Annotated in this window: 23 protein-coding genes and 1 tRNA gene; 12 read left to right on the forward strand and 12 right to left on the reverse strand. The window is 66.6% G+C overall.

Annotated features, from left to right (window positions below; genetic code table 11):
* Window positions 1-80: 80 nt before the first annotated feature.
* The 7 genes from GV792_RS13355 to GV792_RS13385 all read right to left on the reverse strand — a co-directional run bounded on the left by GV792_RS13355 (window position 81) and on the right by GV792_RS13385 (window position 5,418).
* Window positions 81-506: a hypothetical protein gene (locus tag GV792_RS13355; protein WP_163824418.1), complete on the reverse strand. Its 426-nt coding sequence runs from the start codon at window positions 504-506 to the stop codon at window positions 81-83.
* A gap of 45 nt (window positions 507-551) precedes the next feature.
* Window positions 552-866: an excalibur calcium-binding domain-containing protein gene (locus tag GV792_RS13360; RefSeq protein ID WP_163824419.1), complete on the reverse strand. Its 315-nt coding sequence runs from the start codon at window positions 864-866 to the stop codon at window positions 552-554.
* 375 nt (window positions 867-1,241) lie between these two features.
* On the reverse strand, window positions 1,242-2,228 hold the full coding sequence (locus GV792_RS13365) for an ABC transporter ATP-binding protein (RefSeq protein ID WP_163824420.1): 987 nt from the start codon (window positions 2,226-2,228) through the stop codon (window positions 1,242-1,244).
* Window positions 2,229-3,050 (reverse strand): ABC transporter permease, encoded by an 822-nt coding sequence (locus tag GV792_RS13370; RefSeq protein WP_163824421.1) that lies wholly within the window; start codon window positions 3,048-3,050, stop codon window positions 2,229-2,231.
* Entirely contained in the window at window positions 3,043-3,870 is an 828-nt protein-coding gene (locus GV792_RS13375; protein ID WP_163824422.1) for an ABC transporter permease, read from the reverse strand. Before GV792_RS13375 ends, GV792_RS13370 begins: the two co-directional genes overlap by 8 nt.
* A gap of 99 nt (window positions 3,871-3,969) precedes the next feature.
* A complete protein-coding gene (locus tag GV792_RS13380) occupies window positions 3,970-4,452 on the reverse strand; it encodes a hypothetical protein (protein ID WP_256668029.1) in 483 nt (160 codons plus the stop codon).
* Window positions 4,453-4,506: 54 nt separating this feature from the next.
* The gene (locus GV792_RS13385) at window positions 4,507-5,418 is read right to left on the reverse strand and encodes a LysR family transcriptional regulator (RefSeq protein ID WP_163824522.1); all 912 of its coding nucleotides are present in this window, start codon (window positions 5,416-5,418) and stop codon (window positions 4,507-4,509) included.
* Between the two features lie 168 nt (window positions 5,419-5,586).
* On the opposite strand from GV792_RS13385, the gene mmsB reads away from it, so the two are divergent.
* Together mmsB and GV792_RS13395 are read left to right on the forward strand one after the other, a co-directional pair.
* Window positions 5,587-6,480, forward strand: a complete 894-nt coding sequence (gene mmsB / locus GV792_RS13390) for a 3-hydroxyisobutyrate dehydrogenase (protein ID WP_163824423.1) — start codon at window positions 5,587-5,589, stop codon at window positions 6,478-6,480.
* Between the two features lie 28 nt (window positions 6,481-6,508).
* A complete protein-coding gene (locus GV792_RS13395) occupies window positions 6,509-7,993 on the forward strand; it encodes a CoA-acylating methylmalonate-semialdehyde dehydrogenase (protein WP_163824424.1) in 1,485 nt (494 codons plus the stop codon).
* Window positions 7,994-8,138: 145 nt separating this feature from the next.
* Here the strand turns inward: GV792_RS13395 and GV792_RS13400 are convergent, their stop codons facing one another.
* On the reverse strand, window positions 8,139-8,762 hold the full coding sequence (locus GV792_RS13400; protein WP_163824425.1) for a hypothetical protein: 624 nt from the start codon (window positions 8,760-8,762) through the stop codon (window positions 8,139-8,141).
* Between the two features lie 283 nt (window positions 8,763-9,045).
* Between GV792_RS13400 and GV792_RS13405 the strand changes: the two genes are divergently transcribed.
* Window positions 9,046-9,696, forward strand: coding sequence for a TetR/AcrR family transcriptional regulator (locus tag GV792_RS13405; protein ID WP_163824426.1), 651 nt, complete (start codon window positions 9,046-9,048; stop codon window positions 9,694-9,696).
* A 493-nt stretch (window positions 9,697-10,189) separates the two neighbouring features.
* Here the strand turns inward: GV792_RS13405 and GV792_RS13410 are convergent.
* Window positions 10,190-10,266: transfer RNA gene (locus GV792_RS13410), tRNA-Arg, on the reverse strand.
* Window positions 10,267-10,413: 147 nt separating this feature from the next.
* On the opposite strand from GV792_RS13410, the gene GV792_RS13415 reads away from it, so the two are divergent.
* The 7 genes from GV792_RS13415 (at window position 10,414) to GV792_RS13445 (ending at window position 22,189) form a co-directional block, all read left to right on the forward strand.
* On the forward strand, window positions 10,414-12,453 hold the full coding sequence (locus tag GV792_RS13415; protein ID WP_163824427.1) for a cytochrome c oxidase assembly protein: 2,040 nt from the start codon (window positions 10,414-10,416) through the stop codon (window positions 12,451-12,453).
* On the forward strand, window positions 12,450-13,418 hold the full coding sequence (locus tag GV792_RS13420) for a serine/threonine dehydratase (protein ID WP_163824428.1): 969 nt from the start codon (window positions 12,450-12,452) through the stop codon (window positions 13,416-13,418). Before GV792_RS13415 ends, GV792_RS13420 begins: the two co-directional genes overlap by 4 nt.
* 215 nt (window positions 13,419-13,633) lie before the next feature.
* Window positions 13,634-14,245 (forward strand): single-stranded DNA-binding protein, encoded by a 612-nt coding sequence (locus GV792_RS13425; RefSeq protein WP_256668030.1) that lies wholly within the window; start codon window positions 13,634-13,636, stop codon window positions 14,243-14,245.
* A gap of 72 nt (window positions 14,246-14,317) precedes the next feature.
* Window positions 14,318-15,994 (forward strand): energy-dependent translational throttle protein EttA, encoded by a 1,677-nt coding sequence (ettA, locus tag GV792_RS13430; RefSeq protein WP_163824429.1) that lies wholly within the window; start codon window positions 14,318-14,320, stop codon window positions 15,992-15,994.
* Between the two features lie 97 nt (window positions 15,995-16,091).
* Window positions 16,092-21,026 carry an NAD-glutamate dehydrogenase gene (locus tag GV792_RS13435; protein WP_163824430.1) on the forward strand — a complete coding sequence of 1,645 codons (4,935 nt, stop codon included), beginning with the start codon at window positions 16,092-16,094 and terminating at the stop codon, window positions 21,024-21,026.
* Window positions 21,027-21,040: 14 nt separating this feature from the next.
* The gene (locus GV792_RS13440; protein ID WP_375154290.1) at window positions 21,041-21,496 is read left to right on the forward strand and encodes an acyl-CoA thioesterase; all 456 of its coding nucleotides are present in this window, start codon (window positions 21,041-21,043) and stop codon (window positions 21,494-21,496) included.
* 27 nt (window positions 21,497-21,523) lie between these two features.
* Window positions 21,524-22,189, forward strand: a complete 666-nt coding sequence (locus GV792_RS13445; protein ID WP_163824525.1) for a hypothetical protein — start codon at window positions 21,524-21,526, stop codon at window positions 22,187-22,189.
* A 62-nt stretch (window positions 22,190-22,251) separates the two neighbouring features.
* On the opposite strand, the gene GV792_RS13450 is transcribed toward GV792_RS13445, so the two are convergent.
* Both GV792_RS13450 and GV792_RS13455 read right to left on the reverse strand, forming a co-directional pair.
* Window positions 22,252-22,572 carry an AzlD domain-containing protein gene (locus GV792_RS13450; RefSeq protein WP_440137354.1) on the reverse strand — a complete coding sequence of 107 codons (321 nt, stop codon included), beginning with the start codon at window positions 22,570-22,572 and terminating at the stop codon, window positions 22,252-22,254.
* The gene (locus tag GV792_RS13455; RefSeq protein ID WP_163824431.1) at window positions 22,569-23,234 is read right to left on the reverse strand and encodes an AzlC family ABC transporter permease; all 666 of its coding nucleotides are present in this window, start codon (window positions 23,232-23,234) and stop codon (window positions 22,569-22,571) included. The genes GV792_RS13450 and GV792_RS13455 overlap by 4 nt, the downstream gene beginning before the upstream one ends.
* A 150-nt stretch (window positions 23,235-23,384) precedes the next feature.
* On the opposite strand from GV792_RS13455, the gene GV792_RS13460 reads away from it, so the two are divergent.
* Window positions 23,385-23,951: a helix-turn-helix domain-containing protein gene (locus tag GV792_RS13460; RefSeq protein ID WP_163824432.1), complete on the forward strand. Its 567-nt coding sequence runs from the start codon at window positions 23,385-23,387 to the stop codon at window positions 23,949-23,951.
* A gap of 129 nt (window positions 23,952-24,080) precedes the next feature.
* Here GV792_RS13460 and GV792_RS13465 read toward each other — a convergent pair whose 3' ends face one another.
* Window positions 24,081-24,791 (reverse strand): HNH endonuclease, encoded by a 711-nt coding sequence (locus GV792_RS13465; protein WP_175584333.1) that lies wholly within the window; start codon window positions 24,789-24,791, stop codon window positions 24,081-24,083.
* A gap of 207 nt (window positions 24,792-24,998) precedes the next feature.
* On the opposite strand from GV792_RS13465, the gene GV792_RS13470 reads away from it, so the two are divergent.
* A complete protein-coding gene (locus GV792_RS13470) occupies window positions 24,999-25,403 on the forward strand; it encodes a globin (protein WP_163824433.1) in 405 nt (134 codons plus the stop codon).
* The last annotated feature ends 11 nt before the right edge of the window (window positions 25,404-25,414 follow it).

Below are 25,414 nucleotides of genomic sequence, written 5' to 3' on the forward strand. Positions count from 1 at the left end.
GCTGATCGCAGCGAGGAGGTGTGAGTGCGTAAAAGCACGAACACCGGCCGGCCCGGCAGCATCGGCCTGACGCTGGCCGATCAGATCCGGGCGATACAGAATCGAGTGAGCAGATCGCGGCCGCTGAGGGCAGGCGGACCGCTGGACGGCGGTGCCCGCACCCCATGCGCGAGCATGGCCGTGAGCGAGAGGGCAAAGATCAGCAGCGCGGCGAGGACAAGCAAATCGACCAGGCTGACACCGCTGCGTGGCAATGTCGCGAGGACCGCCTCGGTGGGCAGATGCCGATCCGGCTCACCGGCATGCGGATGCGGAATCGCCAGCGCACGGACCGCCTCGGGGCTCGCAATGCCCGGATCGGTCGATTCGAGATGCGGATGCACAACCGCCGACGCGTGCGCGGGGAAGACATGGCATTCCGGTAGCGACATCGCGATCGACCACACCGCGAACAGGAACGCGACAACGACCCGGATACCCGGGGTACGTATCGCGCCGATGGTCACGTCTGCCGATGGTACAACCCTCCCGGTGGTGGGACGGTGGGCGTGCTATCGGGCTCCGGGTGCCACTCGTTTCGTCGTCGTCGAGCTCGCGGGCCGATCGGCGCAGGCGAGGCCGTCGGCTTTGCCGTCCAGCTGATCGAGCTGGGTGGTGTATCCGGAAGCGCCGCGGCGCAGCGGCGCCTTGCCTGCATCCCACACCTGCGTGCAGTTCTGGAATGGTTGCGCGCTGGTGGCGGCCGCCCCGTGTGAGGAGCTCGACGAGCGGCGCTTCTTACCCGAGCCGCAACCGCTCATCGACAGCACCAGAACGGCGGCGAGCAACGCGCCGAGCATCATGAGCACAGGCCGAGACTTGACCATGATCGGGTCCCCCCAAAGGCTTTCGGATCATATGAACGTCAGCCAGTATCGCCGAGCGCGCGAACTTGCGCAACGAGTAGGCCGCCAGTTCGTCACGGGCAGTATGTATTCCGACTGTCATTCCGATCAGCAGCGCGATCATCATCGCCGCGAGCAGTGCTATCGCCGTCATCGGTTCACCTTCGTGTGCGGACCGGCCACCAGGCGATGTGCGGCGCTGATCGGCCGGCGCAGGGGTGGTGAGCCGCTCGCCGGAGTGGTTTGCACTCCGGCCGTCGTGTGTCGCGCGAGCGCGCGGGGTTGTCACTCGTTCATCCGCACCGGGATAGTCGCCGTTACGGCGACACGCGGATGCGGTGAGCGGTGAACATCACGTCAGCGAGCGGACTGATAGATCCGGCGGACTATGTCTTCGATCTCGGGTTCCTCGATGGACAGATCACGCACCTCGGCCCGCTCCGATACCGCGGCGAGCAGGTAGGCGGCCGTGGTGGCCTCGGCGTCGAAGGCCAGTCGCTGACGCACGCCGCCACCCTCACTGGATACCAGGGTCGCGCCCGGTAGATCGGTCATCTCCGGTGTCGGCTCGGCGAGGTCCACCACCAGGACCCGGCGCGCGCCCACCGTGGTGCCAAGCCCGGCCAGCGAGCCGTCGTAGACCAGGCTGCCGTGGTCGACGACCAGCACACGATCGCAGAGCCGCTCGATATCGCCCATATCGTGGGTGGTCAACAGCAAGGTAGTGCCGCGCTGGGTGCGCTCGTCGCGCAGGAACTCGCGCAGTCGCTGTTTGGATAGGACATCGAGCCCGATGGTCGGCTCGTCCAGGATGACGAGTTCGGGGGAATGCAGCAGCGCGGCCGCGACCTCGGCCCGCATGCGCTGGCCCAGCGAGAGCTGCCGCACCGGGGTGTCGAGGGTGTCGCCCATCTCCAACTGTTCGATCAGCTCATGGGTGCGCTTGCGGGCGATTTCCTGATCGAGCCGGTGGATTGCGGAAAGAATCGAAAACGATTCGCGCAGTGGCAGATCCCACCACAATTGTGATCGCTGACCGAACACGACGCCGATCCGGCTCGCGAGTTGCCTGCGCTGGCGCACCGGTTCGAGCCCGCAGGTGCGCACGGTCCCCGAGGTCGGCACCAGGATGCCGGTCAGCATCTTGATGGTGGTGGATTTGCCCGCACCGTTGGCGCCGATATAGCCGACCGCGGAGCCTCGCTCGACCCGGAAGGTCATCCGGTCGACGGCGGTCAGCACCTCGCGGCGCCTGCGCCAGCGGTTGCCGTCCTTACGGCGCAGCACGAATTGCCGGGTCAGCTCCTCGATCTCGATGATCGGATCTGCCATCGCATCGGTCATCTAGCCGCCGCCTCCCTGGTAGTGCCTGGTTCCGATCCGCCACATGCCGAGCGCGACCAGCCATACCCACAGTGCGGCGATCGGTGTCAGCCAGGCCAGCCACGCGGGCAGCAATGCGGGACCGGGCAGGCCGAGCAGCGCGATGGTCGGCAGATAGGCGGTGAACGCGACCGGAATGGCGAAACCGAACAGCAGCCGCAGCGGGGCCGGGAACACCGACGCGGGCTGGGTGGCAGCGAACATACCGCCGTAGGTGAAGCTGTTGGTGAGTTCGGATCCGTCGATCAAGTAGAACTGGCAGCCCGCCGCGCAGACGAACAGTCCACCGAACAGGGCGATCGCGCTGACCATGGCCATCGTCAGGAGGGCAACCGAGCCGAGTGACCAGTCGATGTCGTTGCGGAACAGGCCGATGATCAGCACGGTTATGGAGACAATCGCGCGGGCGAAACGGCGCAGCGCGATATCGCCGGTGATCAGTTGCAGCAGCAACGGTTGGGGACGTAGATGGTAGGTGTCGAGGGTGCCGAGCCGGATCAGCGTCGGCAGCTGGTCGAGATGACCGAACAGCACCTGGGCCAGCGCGAAACCGGTGTTGCTCAACCCGAACAGCAGCAGTGCGCCGTCCAGATCGAGCCCGCCGATCACTCGTCCGCTGCCGAAGATCACCCATACCTCGCCGAATTCGGCCAGCCCCAATAGGAATGCGCCGAACAGGTCGCTGGCGAAGGAGAGCCGGTAGCTGCGCTGTGCGTCGAGCCGGGAACGCAGAACTGCGCGATACGGGGTGAACCAGGTGCCCGCCGCGCTCCGCTCAACCACCCTGCACCTCGAGCTTGCGGCGCCCAGCGCGCACCAGCACGTGGCCGAGCGTGCCGATCACGACCACCCAGAACAACTGAACCCCGACGACCTGCAGCGCATCCACGCCGAGCACCCGGCCCGACAGCACGTCGACCGGAGCCTGCAGAATCGAGGGGAAGGGCGTTGCGTTCGCGACGGTGCGCAGCCAGTCGGGGAACACGTGGACCGGCACGGCGAGACCGGCGAGAAATACGCCGCAGGTCCGGTGCAGGATCTCGATCCCACGCGTCTCCACAACCCAGAAGCCGACAGTGGTCACCGCGAACAAGCAGAGGAACGACACCGCCACCGCCAGCACTACGCTGATCAAACCCAGCAGGTACGGGCCGGGTGTATCGGGCATAGCCAACCCGAAAGTGAGTGCTCCGACCAGAATGCTCGGCAGCCCGCGTGGCAGCAGCGTGCATGCCGCGCGGCCGAGATCGGCGGCCAGGTAGCCGAGCTGCACATCGACCGGGCGCAGGAAGTCGATCGCGATGTCACCGTTGCGCACGCGTTCGCGCAATTCCGTGTGCGGCCCCATGAATTGGACCGCGCCGAGCAAGCCCTGGGATATCCACACGTAGGCACCGATGCTGTCGGCGTCGTAGCCGGCGAAACTGCCGGCCGCCCCCACCGCGGCCACCATGACCGCCGCACGAACGAACCCGAAGACACAGTTGGTGAACAGCCCCGCGAACATGGCCAGTTTGTACTGCCACTGCCGACGGAACCCGGCCACTCCCAGGTGCCAGTACACCGCAGACGACCTGCGCAGATCCCGCGCGGCGGTGAGCACAACCGACCCCCTCCCGATGCCGAGGCACAAGGGTACGACTCTACCCGCCGGGCGTGGTCGGTGAAAGTGTTTATCGCTGAGGTGGATCCGCGAGCGCGGTCAGTGCAGGGCGCTGTAGGTCGCCGCGAGGGTGAAGCCGTGTGGACCGGCCGCGCAGCTGACCGTGCCCTGATAGCCGACGCCGCAGCTGGTTCCGCCGAGAGTGATCTTGTGGCCCTCCGGTAGCACCGCCGCTTCGGGATGGGTGAAAGTCGGCTCGTCGGCATTCACGAAATGCGCGGACTCGAATTGTCCGGTGCGGATCTGATCGCTGCCCGCCGGTGCGTCGATCGGCACCGCATCGCAGCCTGCGGGGCCGTTGTTCCAGTAGATGGCGCAGTGGCGTCCGTCGGGTGTGGTGAAGAAGGCACTCCCCTTCAGGGCCGGGTCGGACACCAGATAGCGGCTGGCATCGATCGGCGTGTAGTCGTCCAGGCCGGTGCCCTGCGCGGTGGCCGGGCCCGCGACGAGCACCCCTGCGGCGAGCGCGATCGGCGCCAGGCCGAGCAGTGCGGTGCGGATATGCGGCATGGAGCTGTGCATGAGGCGTCCTCCCTGGTCCTTCTGTTCAGTGTGTCGTGCTCGTCGTCGGTGCTGTCAGCCGGGGCGCCCGCGCAGTTCCGCCGACCGTGACTCGACTTCGGCGCGTAGGGCGGTGAGCACCGCGCGTACCGCGTTGCTGCGCAGCGACTCCTCCCGCGCCACCGACCAGTAGGAGATCTCCGGGTTGAACTCCTCGCGCAGCAGTCGTCGCAGTTCGGGGCGTTCGTCGGCCAGGTATACCGGCAAGATGCCGATCCCTGCCGCCGCCACTGTCGCCTCGACGTGGGCGAAAACGCTGGTCGAACGCAGACTGGTGGCGGGCTGCGGCAGCAGTTTGGCAGCCAGATCCAATTCGTCTACCTGTAGGGCGGATTCGATGTAGTAGATCAGGCGATGGTCGGCAAGGTCTGCCAGTGTGGCCGGGCTGCCGTGGCGGGCGAGGTAGGTGTCGCTGGCATACAGGCCCAAGTAGTAGTCGGTGAGGAACCGTGCGATTGCGCGGTGTACGTCCGGTCGGCCTGCGACGATCTCCAAATCGACACCGGAGCGGTTCTGACGTACTCGACGGGTGGCGCTGATCAGCTCGACCGACAGCCGGGGATGGTTTTCCTGCAACCGGGCCAGTGCGGGTACGGCGAAGCGGACCGCGAATCCGTCCGAGGACGCGATCCGCACCAGGCCGCTCACCCCGTCGCGCTGGACCTGGGCGGGGGTTGCCAGTTGCTGCAAGGACCGCTCGATCTCTTCGGCCACAACCAATGCGCCACGGCCCAATTCGGTGAGTTCCCACCCGCCGGACCCGCGCACGAGCACCCGCCCGCCCATCGCTTTCTCCAAGGCGGTGATGCGGCGCGAGGCCGTCGTGGAGTTGACGCCGAGTGCGTCGGCGGCCGCGGAGAACTTTCCCAGCCGCGCGACGGCGAGCATGACCAGCAGATCATCGGGGTTGGGCTGCCCACCGGCCATATTTCGTCGCTCCGCGGTCACCTGACGATCACACCACGGAGGCTGCATATTTGCAGCACATTGCTGCAAAAGTGGGCCGCAAACTGCATTGATCTTTATATGCGACGTCCCATAACGTGGCCTGCATCACTTCTTTCTTGTCAATCGACATCAGGATGGAGCTCGGCGATGGCAACAATCGCGTGGATCGGCCTCGGCCATATGGGCAACCCCATGACGGCGAATCTGGTGGCCAAGGGGCATACCGTCCACGGCTTCGACCTGAATGTCGACGCCCTCGCCGCGGCGGCCGGAAATGGTGTGAAGCCCTGTGTCTCGGTCGCAGAGGCGGTACAGGGCGTGGACGCGGTGTTCACCATGCTGCCGAAGGGGGAGAACGTCCGTGCGGTGTATGAGGGGTCGGACGGTGTTCTCGCCCAGGCGGATTCGTCCGCGCTGCTGGTGGACAGCTCCACCATCGATATCGACACCGCGGCCGCACTGCACGAGATTGCGCGGGAGCGGGGGTTCCGCTTCGTCGATGCCCCGGTCTCGGGTGGGATCAGCGGTGCCGCCGCCGCGACGCTGACCTTCATGCTCGGCGGCGAGCCCGACGCCGTCGACGCCGCCGCCGAACTGGTCGAACCGATGAGCCGCAACATCATTCGAACCGGCGCAGCGACTTCGGGCCAGGCCGCCAAGATCTGCAACAACATGATGCTGCTGATCAATCTGGCCGGCTGCGCCGAAGGTGCGGTACTGGCTCAGCGGCTCGGCCTCGACCCGCAGGTCTTCTGGAACGTGGCCTCGGTGTCCTCGGCCGACTCATGGGCCCTGCGAACCTGGTATCCGGTGCCCGGAATTGTCGAAACATCCGCTGCCAACAACGGTTTCGACCCGACTTTCGCCGCGAGCCTCGCCAACAAGGACATCGGGCTGGCCTTGCGGGCGGGCGAATCCACCGGCACACCGCTGCCGACGGCGAGCATCGTGGCCGGCCAGCTCCAGGATCTCGTCGACAGCGGTCTGGGTGACCGCGATTGCGCGCTGATCATCAAGCACATCGACGACACCATCTCCTGACCCGTCACCGAGCCGAAAGACGCAGACCATGAACCGAATCCCGCACTACATCAACGGCAAACGCATCGACACCGGCCTTCGTGCCGGACCTGTCTTCGATCCCGCGACCGGTACGCAGACCGCCGAAGTGGTGTTCGCCTCCGCGTCCGAGGTCGCCGACGCCGTGCAGGTCGCCAAGAACGCGCTGCCGGGATGGCGCGCGACCGGTCTCGTCCGCCGCTCGGATGTCTTCTTCCGGCTCCGCCAGCTGATCGCGGAGCGTCGCGAGGAACTGGCCGGGATCATCTCCGCTGAGCACGGCAAGACTGTCGCCGACGCCGTTGGCGAAATCGCTCGCGGCGTGGAGAACGTCGAATTCGTTGCCGGGCTGACCCATCTGCTCAAAGGCGACTACTCCGAGCAGGTTGCCGGCGGTGTCGACGTGCATCAGGTCAAACAGCCCGTCGGTGTCGTCGCCTGCATCACGCCGTTCAACTTCCCGGCGATGGTGCCGCTGTGGATGGTGTCCTCGGCCATCGCCTGCGGTAATACCGTCATCCTCAAGCCGAGCGAGAAGGACCCGTCGGCGGCGGTGTTCATCGCGGAGCTGTTCAGCGAGGCGGGGCTGCCCGACGGCGTGCTCAATGTCGTCCACGGTGACAAAGAGGCCGTCGACGCGCTCACCGACGACAACGATATCGCCGCAGTGAGTTTCGTCGGATCCACACCCATCGCCGAGGCCATCTACCGCCGGGCCTCCGATCACGGCAAGCGCGTGCAGGCTCTCGGTGGGGCCAAGAACCACATGGTGGTCATGCCGGACGCCGATCTCGACGCCGCCGCCGACGCGGCCGTATCCGCCGCCTACGGCTCCGCGGGGGAGCGGTGCATGGCGGTCTCGGTGCTCGTCGCCGTCGGTGAGGTCGCGGATCCGCTGATCGGCAAGATCGCCGATCGGGTGCGCACACTGCGCATCGGACCCGGGTCGGATCCGGAGTCGGAGATGGGTCCGCTGATCACCCGTGAGGCCAGGGACCGGGTCGCCTCGTACGTGGCGGGCGCGGCGGCGGAGGGTGCGACGGTTGTGATCGACGGGCGACAGCAGCTGTTCGACTCCGATGGCTTCTTCATCGGCGTCAGCCTCATCGACGACGTCCGTCCCGGAATGAAGGTCTACGACGACGAGATCTTCGGTCCTGTCCTCGCGGTGGTTCGGGTCGGCAGCTACCAGGAAGCCGTCGAACTGGTCAACGACAACGCCTACGGCAACGGCGTCGCCATCTTCACCCGCGACGGCAAATCCGCGCGGCAGTTCGAATACGACGTCGAGGTCGGCATGGTCGGCGTCAATGTCCCGATCCCGGTGCCGATCGGGGCCTACTCCTTCGGTGGCTGGAAGAAGTCGCTGTTCGGCGACACTCATATCTACGGGCCGGAGAGCATCCACTTCTACACCCGCAGCAAGGTTGTCACCACCCGGTGGCCGGGGCCCTCGGAAAGCCAGATCAACTTGGGCTTCCCCACGAACTCCTGACCTGTCGTCCGCTTCGGCCCGTCGGAACCGTCCGGCGGGCCGAACTCTTGGGTCCGTGCTTCTTTGTGCCGGTCTCTCCGGCCACGGTGGCGGGCGAACTCGCCGGCCTCTTCGCTCCGCGCTGAACTCGCTGTGCCAGTTGTCGTCATCGCGCTTCTGTTCGCTCCCGGATCTCGCGACCGGGGGCGCGAGTTCCGAGCGATGGGTCCCACGCCGCCCGGGATGACACGAGCAGTGCTGCACCGATATGGACGGCCATCGAGTAGCGCAGGATGTCAACGGCCGCACCGCTGGTCAGCATCGTGAGCGCGTACACGACGAATAACGCCGCAACTGCCTTGCCGCACCACCGCCACCGCGGTCCGGCGATGAGCGCGGCACCCAGTACTGCTTCGAGCGCAGTCGCGATGACCGCCGGGATCGTCGCCAGCGGCAACCACGGCAGCAGCTCTTGTGTATTTGTCACGAACTCAGACCACGACCCCCACGACACACCCGGAGTACCTGGAGGGCCGAACAGGCCGAATCGGTCGGCGACCGCGGCGGTCAATTCGAGCCCGAGCAGGATGGCGAGGATCCGTCCGCTCCACCACGTCAACCGCGCATTTCGAGCGACATAGGCAGCCGCGGACAATATGGACGCCACCGTGATGAGGGCAATGACCCATCCGGCGGGGTTCCCGCGGGCGAGCCATACGACCCAGGGGCCCAACCCGATCGCGACCCAGATGACGCCGCCCCAGCCGCGGGCCCGATCCATGAACTCCACCGAATCCTCCAGTTGGTCAGGCGCTTGACTAATCTGCTGGGTTCAGGGTAGAAGCAAGAGAAATATTGGTCAAGAGCCTGACTAATTTACTCCCGGGAACACACGGTTGGCTCATTCTGCGCCTGAGAAACCGGGGCCCACTCGTTGAGCGCATGCAGAGCGATGACGAGTCCCTGTGTGCTCGGTGAGGCTGTGGGAAACCTGTGCCGGTCAGCCGCGCATGAAGGGAGCTCTAGATGCGGAACTCTTGATATCGAAACTAAGGTTTTCGTATGCTGCTCTCATGGCGACGGCGAAACGAGCGAGCGGACGCCCTCGCGAGCAGCGGGTGGACACATCGATAGCGGCAGCGGTGGGTGCCCTGATCGATGAGGGCGGATACGCAGGCTTGACCGTCGACGCGGTCGCGGCTCGCGCCGGGGTCAGTACGGCTGCGATCTATCGCCGCTACGCCACCAAGCAGGAGATGACCTTCGCGGTCCTGCTACACGACCTGCGCGAAGAATCTCCCGCCGATACCGGGACACTCCAGGGCGATCTGTGCGCGCTGACCGAGCGGATCGCAGCGCAAGTGGCGGGCTCTGGCGCAGGCACCCTGACCGGCCTGCTGGCCGATATCCGCGCCGATCCCGAACTGCGTGCGCGTTTCGAGGCGACCTTCCTGACCGTGGAACGCGCCATCATCGCGACCCTGCTCGACCGCGCGGTCGCCCGCGGCGAACTCGCTCGGCGCCCGGATGTGGCGCTCGTCCAGGCATTGCTGCTCGGCCCGTTGTACGCATGGCTGATCGTGCTCGACGAAGACCCCGCTCGTGCACCGGAAATCGCCCGTCTCGTCGCCGCGATGGCCGCCGACGCGCTCACCTCGACACTGGGGTCCCTTGCGTCCTGGTCGAGGCCGCCGCAGCAAGGAATCGAGCCCGGCCGCGAGTAGCGGCACGTCGCTGTCTACCTCGACACACCCTGTGTCCCTGAACTCCATCCGGCCATGCGAACCAGTTGTCGTTCGGATGACTCGGGCCGCAGCCCCGAGAAATTCGGCCTGCGGCCATGAGCGATGCCGCGATGGTCTCTGGTGGTCCGCATCAGCAGACCGCATTGTTTCTGAAGAAAGGAACATTCGAGGTGTCTCGAAGCGGGCCGTACGTGATCGTCGGCCGACCAGCCGTGTTCGCCGGAATCATCCGGCGGACAGGGCTGATCGCGCTTGCGTACCGATCCGTGCCGCGGCCACGCCTCGGGCCCATCGACCGGCGGTTCGTGTGACCGGTATCTCCGGATCGACTCGTGACGTCGGACACGTCGGACCGTTCGGCCATCGGAGCATCAACCGAACCGGCCTGCCATTGGAGCAGCACCAAGGTGTTTGGTCTGAGAATTGGGTGGGTACTACCGCGGTGACCGGCATTACGTCGGTCACCGCGGACTGGTGCCCCCGGCAGGAATCGAACCTGCGACCTAGGGATTAGAAGGCCCTTGCTCTATCCAACTGAGCTACGGAGGCAGTGGGTTCCACCATTGCCGACTTCGGCTGTGGTGTCCAGCGGGAAAGTATAGCGACCGTCCAGCTTTGCCGTCGGCGAGTTCGGAGGGTCGGGTGCGGCGCTGGGTGGAGGGCGCCCGGTCGGCGCTGCCGACTACCCTCAGTCGTATGTCGTCACCGCAAGGCCAGTCCACCGAAACCGACGCCGAGGTCTCTCGGCCGGGCTCGGCGACAACCTTCGCGGCGCTGACCGTAATGGCCGGCGCGATCACCGCGGTGGTCGCCGCACTCGTGGTCGGTCTCTCGGCCGCCGAAGCACTGACTCTGCTCGGCATCCCCGATCCAGGACCGTTGACCACCTACGGTATGCCCGCGGTGCGCGCGTTGTCAGATCTGTTCGCCGCGCTGACTGTCGGCTCACTGCTGTTCGCCGCGTTCCTCATTCCACCGCAATCGAGTGGGCTGCTCGACGTCGGCGGTTACCGCGCGGTGCGCCGGGCCTCGAATATGGCCCTGGCCTGGGCCTGCACTGCTGCCCTCCTGGTGCCGCTCACGGTGTCCGACACCACGGGACGGCCGGTGCGCGAGGTGCTGGCGCCGATGGAACTGTGGGGTGCGATCGATCAGGTCGAGCTCGCCGGAGCGTGGCGCACGACGGTGATCTTCGCGCTGGTCGTGGCGGTCGGCTGTCGCCTCGCGCTGCGATGGGGATGGACTCCGGTGCTGTTCGGTGCCGCGATCGCGACCATGATGCCGCTCGCCTTCACCGGCCATTCCTCCTCCGGTGGTTCGCACGACATCGCTACCAACAGCTTGATCCTGCACCTGGTGTCGGCGGCGATCTGGGTCGGCGGGCTGTTCGCGGTGTTGGCGTACGCATTGCGCGACGGAAACCACACCGATATCGCAGCCCGCCGGTTCTCCGCGGTCGCGACGGTGGCGTTTCTCGTCATCGCGGCAAGCGGTGTGATCAATTCCTGGGTGCGGGTGCCGCTGGACGAGCTGTTCACCAGCACCTATGGCCGTCTGGTACTGGCAAAGGCCGCCGCCCTGGTCGTCCTCGGCGTGTTCGGCTATCTGCAGCGACGTGCCGCGCTGCCCGCGCTGGCCGCCGATCCGAAGAACCGGCACGCACTCATTCGCTTCGCCGCCGTGGAAGTGCTGATCTTCGCCGCGACCTTCGGGCTGGCCGCCGGGCTCGGCCGGACGCCGCCACCGCCTCCGCGCACTGTGCCGACTCCGGTGGAGGTGGAACTCGGCTACGAGCTGGCCGGACCCCCGACCGTGTTCCGGCTGCTGTTCGACTGGCGATTCGATCTGATCTTCGGCACCTTGTCGATCGTGCTCGCGGCGCTGTATCTGCTCGGGGTGCGCCGGCTGCGCGCTCGTGGCGACGCCTGGCCGATCGGTCGCACCATCGCCTGGCTCTCGGGTTGCGTGATCCTGCTGTTCACGACGTCCTCGGGAGTCGGCCGGTACGGGCCCGCGATGTTCAGCGTGCATATGGGCGCGCATATGGCGCTGTCCATGCTGGTGCCGATCCTGCTCGCACTCGGCGGAGCGGTGACCCTCGCCCTGCGTGCCCTCCCGCCGGCGGGACGCGGCGGTGTGCCCGGACCGCGCGAATGGATCCTGGCGGCAGTACACAACCCGGTGTCGCGGGCATTGACCCAGCCGGTGGTGGCCTCGGTCATCTTCGTCGGCGGGTTCTACGCGCTCTACCTGGGCGGCATCTTCGACACCTTCGTCGATTCGCATGCCGCCCACCTGCTGATGAATCTGCACTTCCTGTTGAGCGGCTACCTGTTCTATTGGGTCGTGATCGGTATCGATCCGAAACCGCGGCAGGTGCAGCCGCTGACCAAACTGGGCATGGTGTTCGGTTCGTTGCCGTTCCACGCGTTCTTCGGCGTCGCTCTGATGAGTACGACCACCGTGCTCGGCGGTTGGTTCTACCGCAGCCTCGGGCTGGACTGGAACACCGATCTGCTCGGTGACCAGCGCACCGGCGGCAGCCTGGCCTGGGCAAGCGGTGAGGTGCCGTTGGTGGTGGTGATGCTCGCCCTGCTCATCCAGTGGTCGCGCAGTGATCAACGACTGGCCCAGCGCACCGACCGGGCCGCCGAACGTGATCACGACGCCGATCTCGCCGCGCACAACGCCATGTTCGCCGAGCTGGCCCAACGCGGCCGGGCGGTGCGCAAATGACCGATCAGAAGACCTCCTCACCGCGTCAACGCCCGTTCAGCCGGGTGTACCGCTCCGACGTTCGCGCCGCGCGTAGACGTCTTGCGGGGCGGATACGCCGGACGCCGGTGTTCCACACCACGGTGACAGGCCCGGCTGGTTCGGTGCCGGTCACCCTCAAACTGGAGCATCTGCAGCACGGCGGCACATTCAAGGCGCGCGGCAGCTTCAACGCGCTGCTGGAATCGGGCGACGATACCGACCATGTCGTCATCGCCTCCGGCGGCAATGCCGGTATCGCGGCCGCCCTCGCCGCCTCCGCGCTCGGCAAGACATGCACGGTTGTGGTTCCCGAATCGGCGCCGCATACGAAGGTCGCGGCCATGTGGTCCTACGGCGCCGAGGTGCTATGGCACGGCACCACCTACGCCGAGGCGTATGGATACGCGAGCGAGCTCGCCGTCGAACACCGCGCACTGCAACTGCATGCCTACGATCTGCCCGCCGTCGTCTCCGGCGCCGGTGTGGTCGGGCTCGAGATCGAAGAACAAGTGCGCGGCAGGCCACCGGTGCTGGTCGCGGTCGGTGGTGGCGGCCTGGTGGCGGGTATCGCGGCCGCGCTCGGGCGCAGACAGCGGGTGATCGGGGTCGAGCCGGAAGGCGTGCCGACGCTGCACGCGGCGGTGGCCGCCCGACGCCCGGTCGAGGTCGGCGTGTCGAGCATCGCCGCGGACGCACTCGGTGCTTCCCGGATCGGCGATATCGCCTTCGATATCGCCCGCCGCTACGACGTGGGATCGGTCCTGGTCACCGATGACGCCATCGTCGACGCACGGGAGTACCTGTGGCGAGAGTTCCGCATGGTGGTCGAACTGGCCGGTGCCACAGCGCTGGCGGCGGTGCGCAGCGGGGCGTACGTTCCCGCGGAGGGGGAGCGGCCGGTCGTCGTGCTCTGCGGCGCGAACACCGACCTCACCACGTTCTAGTCACGGCGCCGCGATCCTCGCGCGGACGGCGAGCTCGCTCTGCGGCCCTGTCCAACGGTGTCCGGCGGTCTGCGTGCCGGGCTGCCGACGTGCGGAACATCGGTTGTTCACAGCCCCGTGAGTTGTCCACAAACGCGGTTTTCCGACCACTGCCTTCGCCGGTTCCAGCGCATTCTGGAGGCGTCGCTCGCGGTGGCCTTCTCGGCTGGAGGTGAATGCGGGCCCCGGCCATCGGGTTCCGCGACGTTCGTGAGGGCGCGGGCCCGGACAGGCTGTCCGGCCGGATCGGTGTCGACGAAGGGGTGGAGAAAATGTACGAGGCGATTACGACCATCGTGGGGACCGTGCTCACGCAGCCGATCGTCCGGGAAGTGTCCGGCGGTGAGAAAGTGCTGACCTTCCGGATGGTGAGCAACGCGCGCAGGCTCGACCACAGCACCGGCGAGTGGATCGATGGCGGGACGTTGTTCCTGACCGTCAGCTGCTGGCGCAAGCTGGTCGCAGGCGTGGACGCCTCCATCGGCCGGGGCGATCCGATCATCGCGCACGGCCAGCTGCGGACCAATGAGTACCGCACTCGTGACGGCGCCGAGCGGCGTGATCTGGAGATGCGCGCAAGCGCGGTCGGCCCCGATCTGTCCAGGTGCACCGCACAGGTGCACCGCTGGCGCCAGGCCGCGAACACCGCGGCGGCCGGGATGGGGAATACTGCTGGTCACTCAGGCGCTGATGGTCGAGAGCACGGGGGTGACGGGCAGCAGGTGGACGCGGATATCTCCGCGCAAGCACCGCCCCGGACTCCCGACCACGAACCCGTCGACGCCTGACGCGGCTGCGCGCTGAACGCAGGCGCTGGCTCTGCTTCGATCCGTCATTCCTCGCACCGATAGGCTTTCCCCATGGCTGAGTTCATTTACCAGATGAAGAAGGTTCGTAAGGCGCACGGCGACAAGGTCGTGCTCGACGATGTCACCTTGAACTTCCTTCCCGGCGCCAAGATCGGTGTCGTCGGGCCGAACGGCGCCGGTAAATCCAGCGTGCTGAAGATCATGGCCGGCCTGGATCAGCCGAACAACGGTGACGCGTTCCTCGCCCCTGGCGCGACCGTCGGCATCCTGCAGCAGGAGCCGCCGCTCAACGAGGAGAAGACGGTGCGCGGCAACGTCGAGGAGGGCCTCGGCGAGGTCAAGGTCAAGCTCGACCGCTTCAACGAGATCGCCGAACTCATGGCCACCGACTACTCGGACGAGCTCATGGAAGAGATGGGCAAGCTCCAGGAGTACCTCGACCACGCCGACGCCTGGGATATCGACTCTCAGCTCGAGCAGGCCATGGACGCGTTGCGCTGCCCACCGCCGGAGGAGCCGGTCACCAACCTCTCCGGTGGTGAGCGCCGCCGCGTCGCGCTGTGCAAGCTGCTGCTGAGCAAGCCCGACCTGCTGCTGCTGGACGAGCCGACCAACCACCTCGACGCGGAGAGCGTGCTCTGGCTCGAGCAGCACCTGGCCTCCTACGCGGGTGCCGTGCTCGCCGTCACACACGACCGGTACTTCCTCGACAATGTCGCGCAATGGATCCTCGAGCTGGACCGCGGCCGGGCCTACCCGTATGAGGGCAACTACTCCACCTACCTGGAGAAGAAGGCTCAGCGCCTGGAGGTGCAGGGTAAGAAGGACCAGAAGCTGCAGAAGCGACTCAAGGACGAGCTCGCGTGGGTGCGTTCCGGCGCCAAGGCGCGCCAGGCCAAGAACAAGGCGCGTCTTGGCCGCTACGAGGAAATGGCGGCCGAGGCCGAGAAGCACAGGAAGTTGGACTTCGAGGAGATCCAGATTCCGGCCGGCCCGCGTCTGGGCAACGTGGTGGTCGAGGTGGAGCACCTGGACAAGGGTTTCGGCGATCGCCAGCTGATCAAGGATCTGTCGTTCACGTTGCCGCGTAACGGCATTGTCGGCGTCATCGGCCCCAACGGTGTCGGTAAGACCACGCTGTTCAAGACCATCGTCGGCCTGGAGCAGCCCGACAGCGGTGAGGTGAAGGTCGGCGAGACGGTCAAACTGAGCTACGTCGACCAGAACCGCGCGGGCATCGACCCGAAGAAGAACGTCTGGCAGGTCGTCTCCGACGGGCTGGACTTCATCGAGGTCGGCAACCAGGAGATGCCCTCGCGCGCCTACGTGAGTGCTTTCGGCTTCAAGGGCCCGGACCAGCAGAAGCCGGCCGGGGTGCTCTCCGGTGGTGAACGCAACCGGCTCAACCTGGCGCTGACGCTCAAGCAAGGCGGCAACCTGATCCTGCTCGACGAGCCGACCAACGACCTGGATGTCGAGACGCTGAGCTCGCTGGAGAACGCGCTCGAGCAGTTCCCCGGTTGCGCCGTGGTCATCTCCCACGACCGCTGGTTCCTCGACCGCACCTGCACCCACATCCTGGCGTGGGAAGGCGATGCCGACAACGACGCGAAGTGGTTCTGGTTCGAGGGCAACTTCGAAGCGTACGAGGCGAACAAGATCGAGCGGCTCGGGCCCGAGGCCGCCCGGCCGCATCGCGTCACCCACCGGAAGCTGACTCGCGGGTAACCGCAAAGCTTTTGCCCACACGCCTCGGGTGCGGGACTAGTGTCGAGACCGGCGTCACTTTGTTGCGGAACCGAATCCGAGGGAGTTGGCGAAAAAAATGACGGTCTCGTCCGAATTGTCCAGTGCGGCGTGGGTCGCGGGGCTGCCGCAACCATTGCGCGGCGACCTCGCCGCCCTGGAAGAGGCATACTTCCGCCACGTCGACGCGGGCGATGTGGACTGCGCGATCACCGGAATCACCCAGATCTTCCGCAGGCATCTGGAGCTGGCGATGACTCGCATTCCGGGCCGGGCCCTCGTCCGGGTGTATCACCCCGACGACGGGTCCGGCCTCGGTGCTGCGGTCCAGGTGGTCACCGACGATATGCCCCTGCTGGTCGAGTCGATCACCTCGTCGCTGAGCCGGATGGGGGTCAGCGTCAGCGAGGTGATCCATCCGATCTTCGAGATCGAGCGCGCCGCCGACGGCAGGCTGATCGACGCCAAACCCCATGAGGTCGACGCCAACGGCGGCGGTGGATTGCGGGAAAGCTGGATGCATCTGCAATTGCATCCCTCGACGAGTCGTGCGGTGCTCGACCGGGTCGAGTCGTCGATGCCGGACGTGGTGGCGGATGTGCGGCAGGTCATCGGCGATACGGCCGCCATCCGGGCGGCGCAGAGCACGCTGGCCGACGAACTCGACCGCGCGGGTGCCTCCGGGACCGCACCCTTCTCCTCGGTCGATCTGACCGATTGCGCGAATCTGTTGCGCTGGTTGGCAAGTGGACACTTCACCGTGCTCGGCTACGCCCGCTACCGCACGGTCTCCGATGCTGCGGTCGCGTCCGAGGTCGTGTCGGACTCCTGCCTCGGGGTGTTGCGCCCGGGGGTCGGCACGGATTTCGATGTCCCTGTGACCAGCGGTGAACAGTCGCTGCTGATGCTCACCCAGGGCCTCGTACCGGCTACTGTGCATCGCTCGGTGTATCCGTATTTCATCGGCGTTGCCGACCTCGATGCCACCGGCGCGGTGGTCGGCCAGCATTTGTTCATCGGTGTTTTCACCGTCACCGCCGTGCATGAAAACGTGCTCGACATCCCAGTGATCTCGCGCCGGGTGCGGTCGGTGATCGAGGACAGCGGATTCGACCTGGATTCGTTCTCCGGACAGGGGATGCTCGAGGTCATCCAGTCGTTCCCGCGCACCGAGCTGTTCTCCTCCGATACCGAGACCCTGCGCCGGACCGCCACCGCGGTGCTGAACGTCAGTCTGCGCAGGCAGGTGCGGTTGTTCATGCGCGCGGACGGCTTCGGCCGGTTCGTCGCGTGCATGGTGTATCTGCCCCGTGACCGCTACACCACTGCGGTGCGCCTGGAAATGCAGGAGATCCTGGTCCGGGAGCTGGGTGGTGTGTCCATCGACTATTCGGCGCGGGTAAGCGAAAGTGAGCTCGCCAGTGTGTATTTCACGGTGCGCATGCCGGGATCCGAAGCGGGCACCCGGGCGCAGATGCCGATGGTGGCCGACACCTCCGAGGACAATAGGCTGCGCATCCAGCGCCTGCTCGACGCGGCCAGCCACACCTGGGACGACCACCTCGACGACGCGGTCAGCACCTCGACGGTGCTCGACCCCGGTGTGGTCGACCGCTACACCGAAGCATTCCCCGAGGGCTACAAGCAGGATTTCGAGCCCGCAAGGGCGCTGGCCGACATCGCGCGGCTGGAGCAGCTGACCGAAGGCGATATCGATCAGTACCTCTACCGCCAGCCCGGCGCGGCGCCGGGATCGTGGCGGTTCAGCCTCTACATCGGCGGCACCGGGGTGTCGCTGAGCCAGGTGCTGCCGGTCCTGCAGAGCCTCGGTGTCGAGGTGGTCGACGAACGCCCATACCAGATCCAGCTCGAGACGGCGAAGGGCGAAGCGGCAGCCGAACGCTGGATTTATGACTTCGGACTGTTGGCCCGCCCCGAGCTGCTGCGTAGCGCGCTGGACGGGGACCTCGACGCCGAACTCCTGGAATCGGCGGCCCGATCGGATGTGGTCGATGCCAGGACGCGTGGGCTCCGTGCGCGGTTCGTCGAGGCCTTCGCCGCCGTCTGGTATGGCCGTGCCGAAGCCGACGGGCTGAACGAACTGGTGTTGCGCGCTCGGATGCCGTGGCGCGAGGTGGCCATCCTGCGTACCTATGCGCGCTACCTGCAGCAGGCCGGGTTCCCGTACAGCCAGGCCAATATCGCCCGCGTACTGCTCAGCTATCCGGAGGCAGCGCGACTGTTCGCCGAGCTGTTCGCGGCCAGGTTCGATCCCGACGCTCACTCCGCCGAACGGGCCGCCGAGCTCGAAGCGGAGGTACGCGGCCGGATCGATCAAGTGGTGAGCCTGGACGCAGACCGCATCCTGCGTGCGATCCTCGGTCTGATCGCGGCAACGCTGCGCACGAACTACTACGTCACCGACACCGACGGGCTCGCGCGTGACTACATCTCGATGAAGGTCGAGCCGCGCGAGATCGCCGAATTGCCCAAGCCACGGCCACAATTCGAGATCTTCGTGTATTCGCCGCGGGTGGAGGGTGTGCATCTGCGGTTCGGTGCGGTGGCGCGTGGTGGTTTGCGCTGGTCGGATCGGTTGGAGGATTTCCGGACCGAGATTCTCGGTCTGGTGAAGGCGCAGGCGGTCAAGAACGCGGTGATCGTTCCGGTGGGCGCCAAGGGTGGCTTTGTCGTGAAGCAGCCTCCGGCGGCCACGGCCGATCCCGGAGTGGATCGTCAGGCGCTGGGAGCCGAAGGCGTCGCGTGCTACCGGACTTTCATCTCCGGCCTGCTGGACGTCACCGACAACGTCGACCTGACGACCGGTGCGGTGCTGCCACCGGCGCGGGTAGTGCGCCGCGACCCCGATGACACCTATCTGGTGGTGGCAGCCGACAAGGGCACCGCGACCTTCTCCGATGTGGCCAACGAGGTGGCCAAGAGCTATGGCTTCTGGCTCGGTGATGCGTTCGCTTCGGGTGGTTCGGCGGGCTATGACCACAAGGCGATGGGGATTACGGCAAGGGGTGCTTGGGAGAGTGTGAAGCGGCACTTCCAGGAGATGGGGATCGACACCCAGGCCGAGGATTTCACGGTTGTCGGTGTGGGTGATATGAGTGGTGATGTGTTCGGTAACGGCATGTTGTTGTCCGAGCACATTCGTCTGGTGGCGGCGTTCGACCACCGGCATATCTTCTTGGATCCGAGTCCGGATGCGGCGTCTTCGTACGTTGAGCGGAGGCGGATGTTCGACCTGCCGCGCTCGTCCTGGGCTGATTACGACACCTCGAAGATCAGCGAGGGCGGCGGCGTCTGGGACCGGACGGTGAAGTCGGTGCCGATCAGCGCACAGGCGCGCCTGGCGCTCGGCCTCGCCGACGACGTGACCGCTCTGTCTCCGCCGGAGCTGGTCCGCGCCATCCTGCTCGCCCCGGCGCAACTGCTCTGGAACGGCGGCATCGGCACCTACATCAAAGCCAGTACCGAATCCAATGCCGACGTCGGCGACAAATCCAATGATCTGGTGCGCGTCAACGGAAACCAGCTGCGCGTCAACGTCATCGGCGAGGGCGGCAATCTCGGCGCCACCGCACTCGGTCGAATCGAGTTCTGCCGCAACGGCGGCAAGATGAACACCGATGCCCTCGACAACTCCGCGGGCGTGGACTGCTCCGACCACGAGGTCAATATCAAGGTCCTACTCGACGGTGTGGTGAGCGGCGGCCTGTTGCCCGAATCCGAACGCAACCCGCTGCTCGCCTCGATGACCGACGAGGTCGCGTACATGGTGTTGCGCGACAACGTTTCCCAGAACTTCCTGATGGGCATCTCACGGTCGGACGCGCCGCGCATGCTGAATGTGCACCGCCGGGTGATCGAGGGGCTCGAGGAGAGTCGGGGCCTCGACCGGGAACTCGAGGCCTTGCCGTCGGATCCGGAGATGAAGCGCAGGCATGAGGAAGGCGCCGGGCTGGCCTCGCCGGAGCTGGCGAACCTGATGGCCCATGTGAAGCTCGCGCTCAAGGGTGATCTGCTCGACTCCGACCTGCCGGACATGGTGTACTTCGCCACTCGGCTGCCCGACTACTTCCCGACGCCACTGCGGGGTCGCTTCGGTACCGCCATCAAGAAACATCGGCTGCGCCGGGAAATCCTCACCACCATGATCGTGAACGAAGTGGTCGACTATGGCGGGATCACCTACGCGCATCGGCTGAACGAGGAGGTCGGCGCCACCGCCAGCGATTCGGTACGCGCGTTCACGGCCGTCACCGAGATCTTCGGACTGCACGATATCTGGGCCAGGATCCGCGCCGCCGATATCTCGGTGGCATTGCGCGACGAGCTGGAGCTGGAAACGAAGCGCACCCTGGACCGGGCGTCGCGCTGGTTGCTGACCAACCGCCCGCAGCCGATCGCGGTCGGCGCCGAGGTCAACCGGTACAGCCGCGGCGTGCGTGAACTTGCGCCGAAGGTACCCGCCTGGCTGCGCGGTCACCATGTCGCGACGCTGACCGATCAGAGCGCCGAGCTCATCGCCCGCGGAGCGCCCACCGACCTGTCGACCGAGGTCTTCGGGCTGCTGAATCTGTTCCCGCTGCTCGACGTCATCGATATCGCCGATATCACCGACCGCACCGGCGATGAGGTGGGTGCGCTGTACTACGCGCTCAACGAGCATCTGAAGATCGATTGGCTGCTCGAGGCGGTCAGCCACCTCGAACGCGGCGACCGCTGGCACGCGTTGGCCAGGCTCGCGCTTCGCGACGATATGTACAGCTCACTGCGTTCGCTCACCCTCGATGTGCTCTCCGGTGGCGACCCGGAAGAGACCGCGGACGAGAAGATTGCATACTGGGAGTCGAAGAATCAGTCCCGGCTCGGGCGTGCCCGAGCCGCGCTGTCGGAGTTGTTCGAGTCCGGAACCCACGATCTGGCCACGTTGTCGGTCGCCGCGCGGCAGGTGCGCAGCATGGTGAGTGGGGCGGGCACCCAGTCGGAGGTATCACGGTGACAAGTGTCGGATCGCTGAACGGCAGCCTGAAAGCGAACGACACGGTCGCGTTGCCCAAGCGGTTCCACGCCAAGGTCGACATCCGATGGTCGGATATGGATGCATTCCAGCACGTCAACCACGCGCGGATGGTGACACTGCTCGAAGAGGCGCGTATCCCGTGGCTGTTCGAGGACGACCGTCCCACCGCTGCCCTGCGGCAGGGCTGCGTGCTGGCCGATCTGCATGTCCGCTACCGCGGCCAGCTCCGGCACGATGACACCCCGCTCGATATCGCGATGTGGATCGAGCAGTTGCGTGCGGTCGACTTCACGGTCGCCTACGAGGTGCGGGCCGCGGGCGCTGCGCCGGATTCACCGCCCGCGGTGATCGCGTCGACCCAGTTGGCCGCCTTCGATATGGACACCCAGCGGCTGCGCAGGCTGACCGCAGACGAGCGCGACTATCTGTCGCAGTGGATGGGTGAGTGATTCGCGCGCGGTGATCGTCGGTCTGTGATGTCCGAACAACGGGTGCTGTACGTCGGCGACCCGGCCGAGCGCGAGAACCTCGCGACCTTCCTCGGCCGGGCCATCCGGTTGGATCCCGCGGTGGTGGTGCGGTTGCGCCGCCGCGGTGAGCGGTGGGTGTCGGCCTGGGTGGCGACGGGGTTCGAGACGCTTGCCGCGCGGACGGTGGTCGCCGAACTCGGTGTCGACGACGTCACCGTCGGCGCCGACACGGTGCTGGCAGGCCTCGCGTCCGGCAGCCCGATCGATCTCGGCTACTCCATGGATTCGGCCTGGCGCGGTGCGCTGCCGCCGGATACCGGCTTCACCCATATCGACGATGTGCCCGCCCGAACCCTGGTCGAACTTGCCGAGCAGGGCGCGGATCTGGCCAAGGAACACGGTTCCGGACACGGCCCGCCCGCCTCGCTGTTGGACCAGACGGTGCTCACCGTCTCCGGCGACGTGGCGCAGGTACAGGTGCCGATGCGCGTCGTGTTTGCCCTGACCGCAATGGATTTCATCCCACACTCGGGCGAGCGTGCCGACTCGCGCCGCATCCCGCCCGCCGAGATCGTTCGAGTCCGCGCCAGCAATACCTGGCTGCGGATCGACGCCCGCTACGGTTCGGTCGCCCGCCGTCTCGGCGGTGGGCTGCCCCTCACCCCGCGCTGAGCGAGGCGCGGGGCGGCGGACCGGTTCGCGACGTCGCCGGCCGCGCGCCCCGCACGGCTGCCTCAGGCTATGCCGACTGCCCGCAATGCGGCAGTGGTCGCCGCGGCGGCGGCGATGACTATCAATAGCGGGCAGCGCCGCCAGGCGAGGACACCCCCGATCAGCACGCCGGCAGGCAACGCCCACCCGAACTCGTCACCGAACGGCAGTGCCGTGGTGGCCACCAGCGCGGCCAGCAGGATGACGGCGGCGATCTCGAGCAGCCGGGCAGCACGCGGTGGAAACCGGACCCGATCGCGTAGCGCCGGTCCGGCCAACCGGAACAGATAGGTGCCTGCCGCCATGGTGAGCATCGCCGGGATCAGCAGCGGTGAATCCATCATCGCGCTCCCAACGCGAAGATCAATCCGGCCAGGGCGATCAGGACCGGCAGTCCCGCCGGGACGAACGGCGTTGTGAGCACAGCCAATCCGGCGCCTGCGCCCGCCGCCCGCAGCGTGGCGCGATCACGCAGTGCGGGCAGGATCAGCGCTAGCAGTACCGCGGGAAAGACCGCATCCAAACCGAATGCCGAGGTATCGGGCACGACGCTGCCGATGGCAGCTCCGGCGAGCGCACCCAGCGGCCATAGGACCGCGATACCGAGACCGCACAGCCAGTAGGCTGCGCGGCGCCGTTCGATAACGCCCGGTGCCAGCGCGAATGCCACGCTCTCGTCGACCATCAGGTGCACGCCGAGCAGCCGTCGGATCCCGCTGCCGAACACATTCGGCATCGATAACCCGTACGGCAGATGCCTGGCGTTGACGAGCAGACCGGCCGACGCCGCCGCGAGGGGCCCGGCCCCTGCAGTGAGGATGCCGAAGAACAGGAACTCGGAGCCGCCGGCCAAGACCGTCGACGCGAGTAGCACCGGCATCCACATCGGAAACCCGGAGCCAACCACCGCCGCGCCGTAGGAGACGCCGATCATCGCGACGGCCACGCAGGTCGCCGCGATGCTGGACAATGTGTCCCGATCCAATGTTCGCCATATCGAACGCATGTTGTTTATAGTGAACATAACGGACGGGCTCCGTCAACGCGATAACCGACAGGCGCGCGATGGGCACGAGCCCGGCGGCTGGACTGTCGGGTCGGGCTTGCCGGCGTCGGCAGGTAGTTCTGGGCGAGCAACAGCGACAGGGAGCACGTGATGGCAGCAGAGGAGCCGGCAGTGGCGCCGAAAGCGGTGATTGCCGAATCGCTACGCCGGGAGCGCCGCCGAGCTGGACTGTCGCTCACCGAAGTCGCGGCCCGTGCCGGTATCGCCAAATCGACACTGTCGCAACTGGAATCGGGCTCCGGAAACCCCAGCCTGGAAACGCTGTGGGCGCTGTGCGTCGCCTTGGACATGCCGTTCTCGCGACTACTGGACCCGCCACGGCCGAGTGTGCGAGTGATCCGGGCGGGGGAGGGTCCGGTGGTCGCCGCGGAGCAGTCGGAGTATCGCGCCACCCTGCTCGCCGCCGGGCCGGCCGATGCCCGGCGTGACCTGTATCGGATCACCGCCGAACCCGGCGAGCCGCGCCGATCCGAGCCGCATATGCGCGGATCGGTCGAGCACATCCTGCTCGGTGCCGGACGCGCCCGCGCCGGGCCGACCGATGCGCCGGAGGAACTGGAACCCGGCGATTACCTCAGCTATCCGGGTGATCTTCCGCATCTGTTCGAGGCGCTGGAACCGGGTACCTGGGCGACCCTGGTCGTTGAACATCACTGACGCCGGCCGCCGAAGCTGCGTACCCCGCATCGCGAATCTCGGCCCAGGACGCGGTCTGGCACTCTGCCGTCAGTCCACTGCCGCCGATATGCGCTGCTGGCAGCGTGAAGTCGGCCCGAGGGCGAGGACTCACGCAGCTCCCTCGCCCAGATACTGCAACCACACCGGGTCGAGCTCCGTCACGGTCGACAGCAGCCGCCAGTGCGGTCCCTTCGGCGATACCAGCGGTGCCCGCAGCGTCCAGCCCAGCTCGCTGAGTAGTTTGTCGGCCTTGCGGTGATTACAGGGTGCGCAGCTGGCCACGCAGTTCTCCCAGCTGTGTTCACCGCCGCGGCTGCGGGGGATGACATGGTCGATGGTTTCGGCTTTACCCCCGCAATAGCCGCAGCGGTAGCGGTCGCGCTGCATGAGCGCCGCGCGAGTCATCGGGACTCTGGCCCGGTAGGGGACGCGGACGTAGGTGCGCAGGCGGATCACCGAGGGGATGGTGACCGCGGATCCGGCCGAATGCAGGACCGGTCCTTCGGGGTCATGGTGGACGGTGTCGGCCTTGTCGCAGATGAGCAGCACCACGGCGCGACGCGCGGATAGCGCGGTCAGCGGCTCGTAGGTGGCGTTGAGCAGCAGAACGCGGCGTTTGAGCCAGTTATTGGTTGGGAGCGGAAGTGGGGTGGGGGCGGTGTCCTGGCGATGGGTGTCGCCGACGCGGTGTGCGCCCGGATGATGGTCGGTCAACAAGTGCAGCGGAGTAGCCCCCGACCCACGGTTGTGGACGTCGGCGGGCTGGAGTTGTCGGTGCGCCCTCGCCTCCTGTGATCGGGCGCCGTGCCGCTGCTTCATGTCGACCCCAATTTCATCATTTCAAGATCATGTGGTATCTCGGCCGAGACTGCCACCAAGTTGACCACGGAATGCGGGCCGGTGCACGGTGATTTAACACAATGTCGGGTTAACTGTGGCTGAAGAGCCATCAGGCCGCGATGTACGCGAGCAGGCCGGTGCGCGGGCACAATGGAACCCGGCGCATCCAGCGAATCGAGAGGGTCTATGACTTCGGGCGAGCAGACAGCGACGTCGTTCTATCAGGCGGTCGGCGGCGAGGACACCTTTCGCCGGATCATCGCGGCGTTCTACCGCGAGGTGGCCGCCGACGAGGTGTTGCGCCCGCTGTATCCGGAAGAGGATCTAGGCCCCGCCGAGCGTCGCCTACGGATGTTCCTCGAGCAGTATTGGGGCGGGCCGCGCACCTACAGCGACGAGCGCGGGCATCCTCGACTGCGCATGCGGCATATGCCGTTCAAGATCGGTCCGGTCGAGCGGGATGCCTGGCTGCGCTGCATGCGGATCGGGGTGGCCGAGATCGAGCCGGAGGTGCTCGACGACGAACATCGCAAAGCCTTGCTCGAGTACCTGGAGATGGCCGCGAACTCGTTGATGAACGCGGCCTGGTGAGCGCGGCGAGG

This window comes from Nocardia cyriacigeorgica, assembly GCF_010868145.1.
Classification (GTDB): domain Bacteria; phylum Actinomycetota; class Actinomycetes; order Mycobacteriales; family Mycobacteriaceae; genus Nocardia; species Nocardia cyriacigeorgica_D.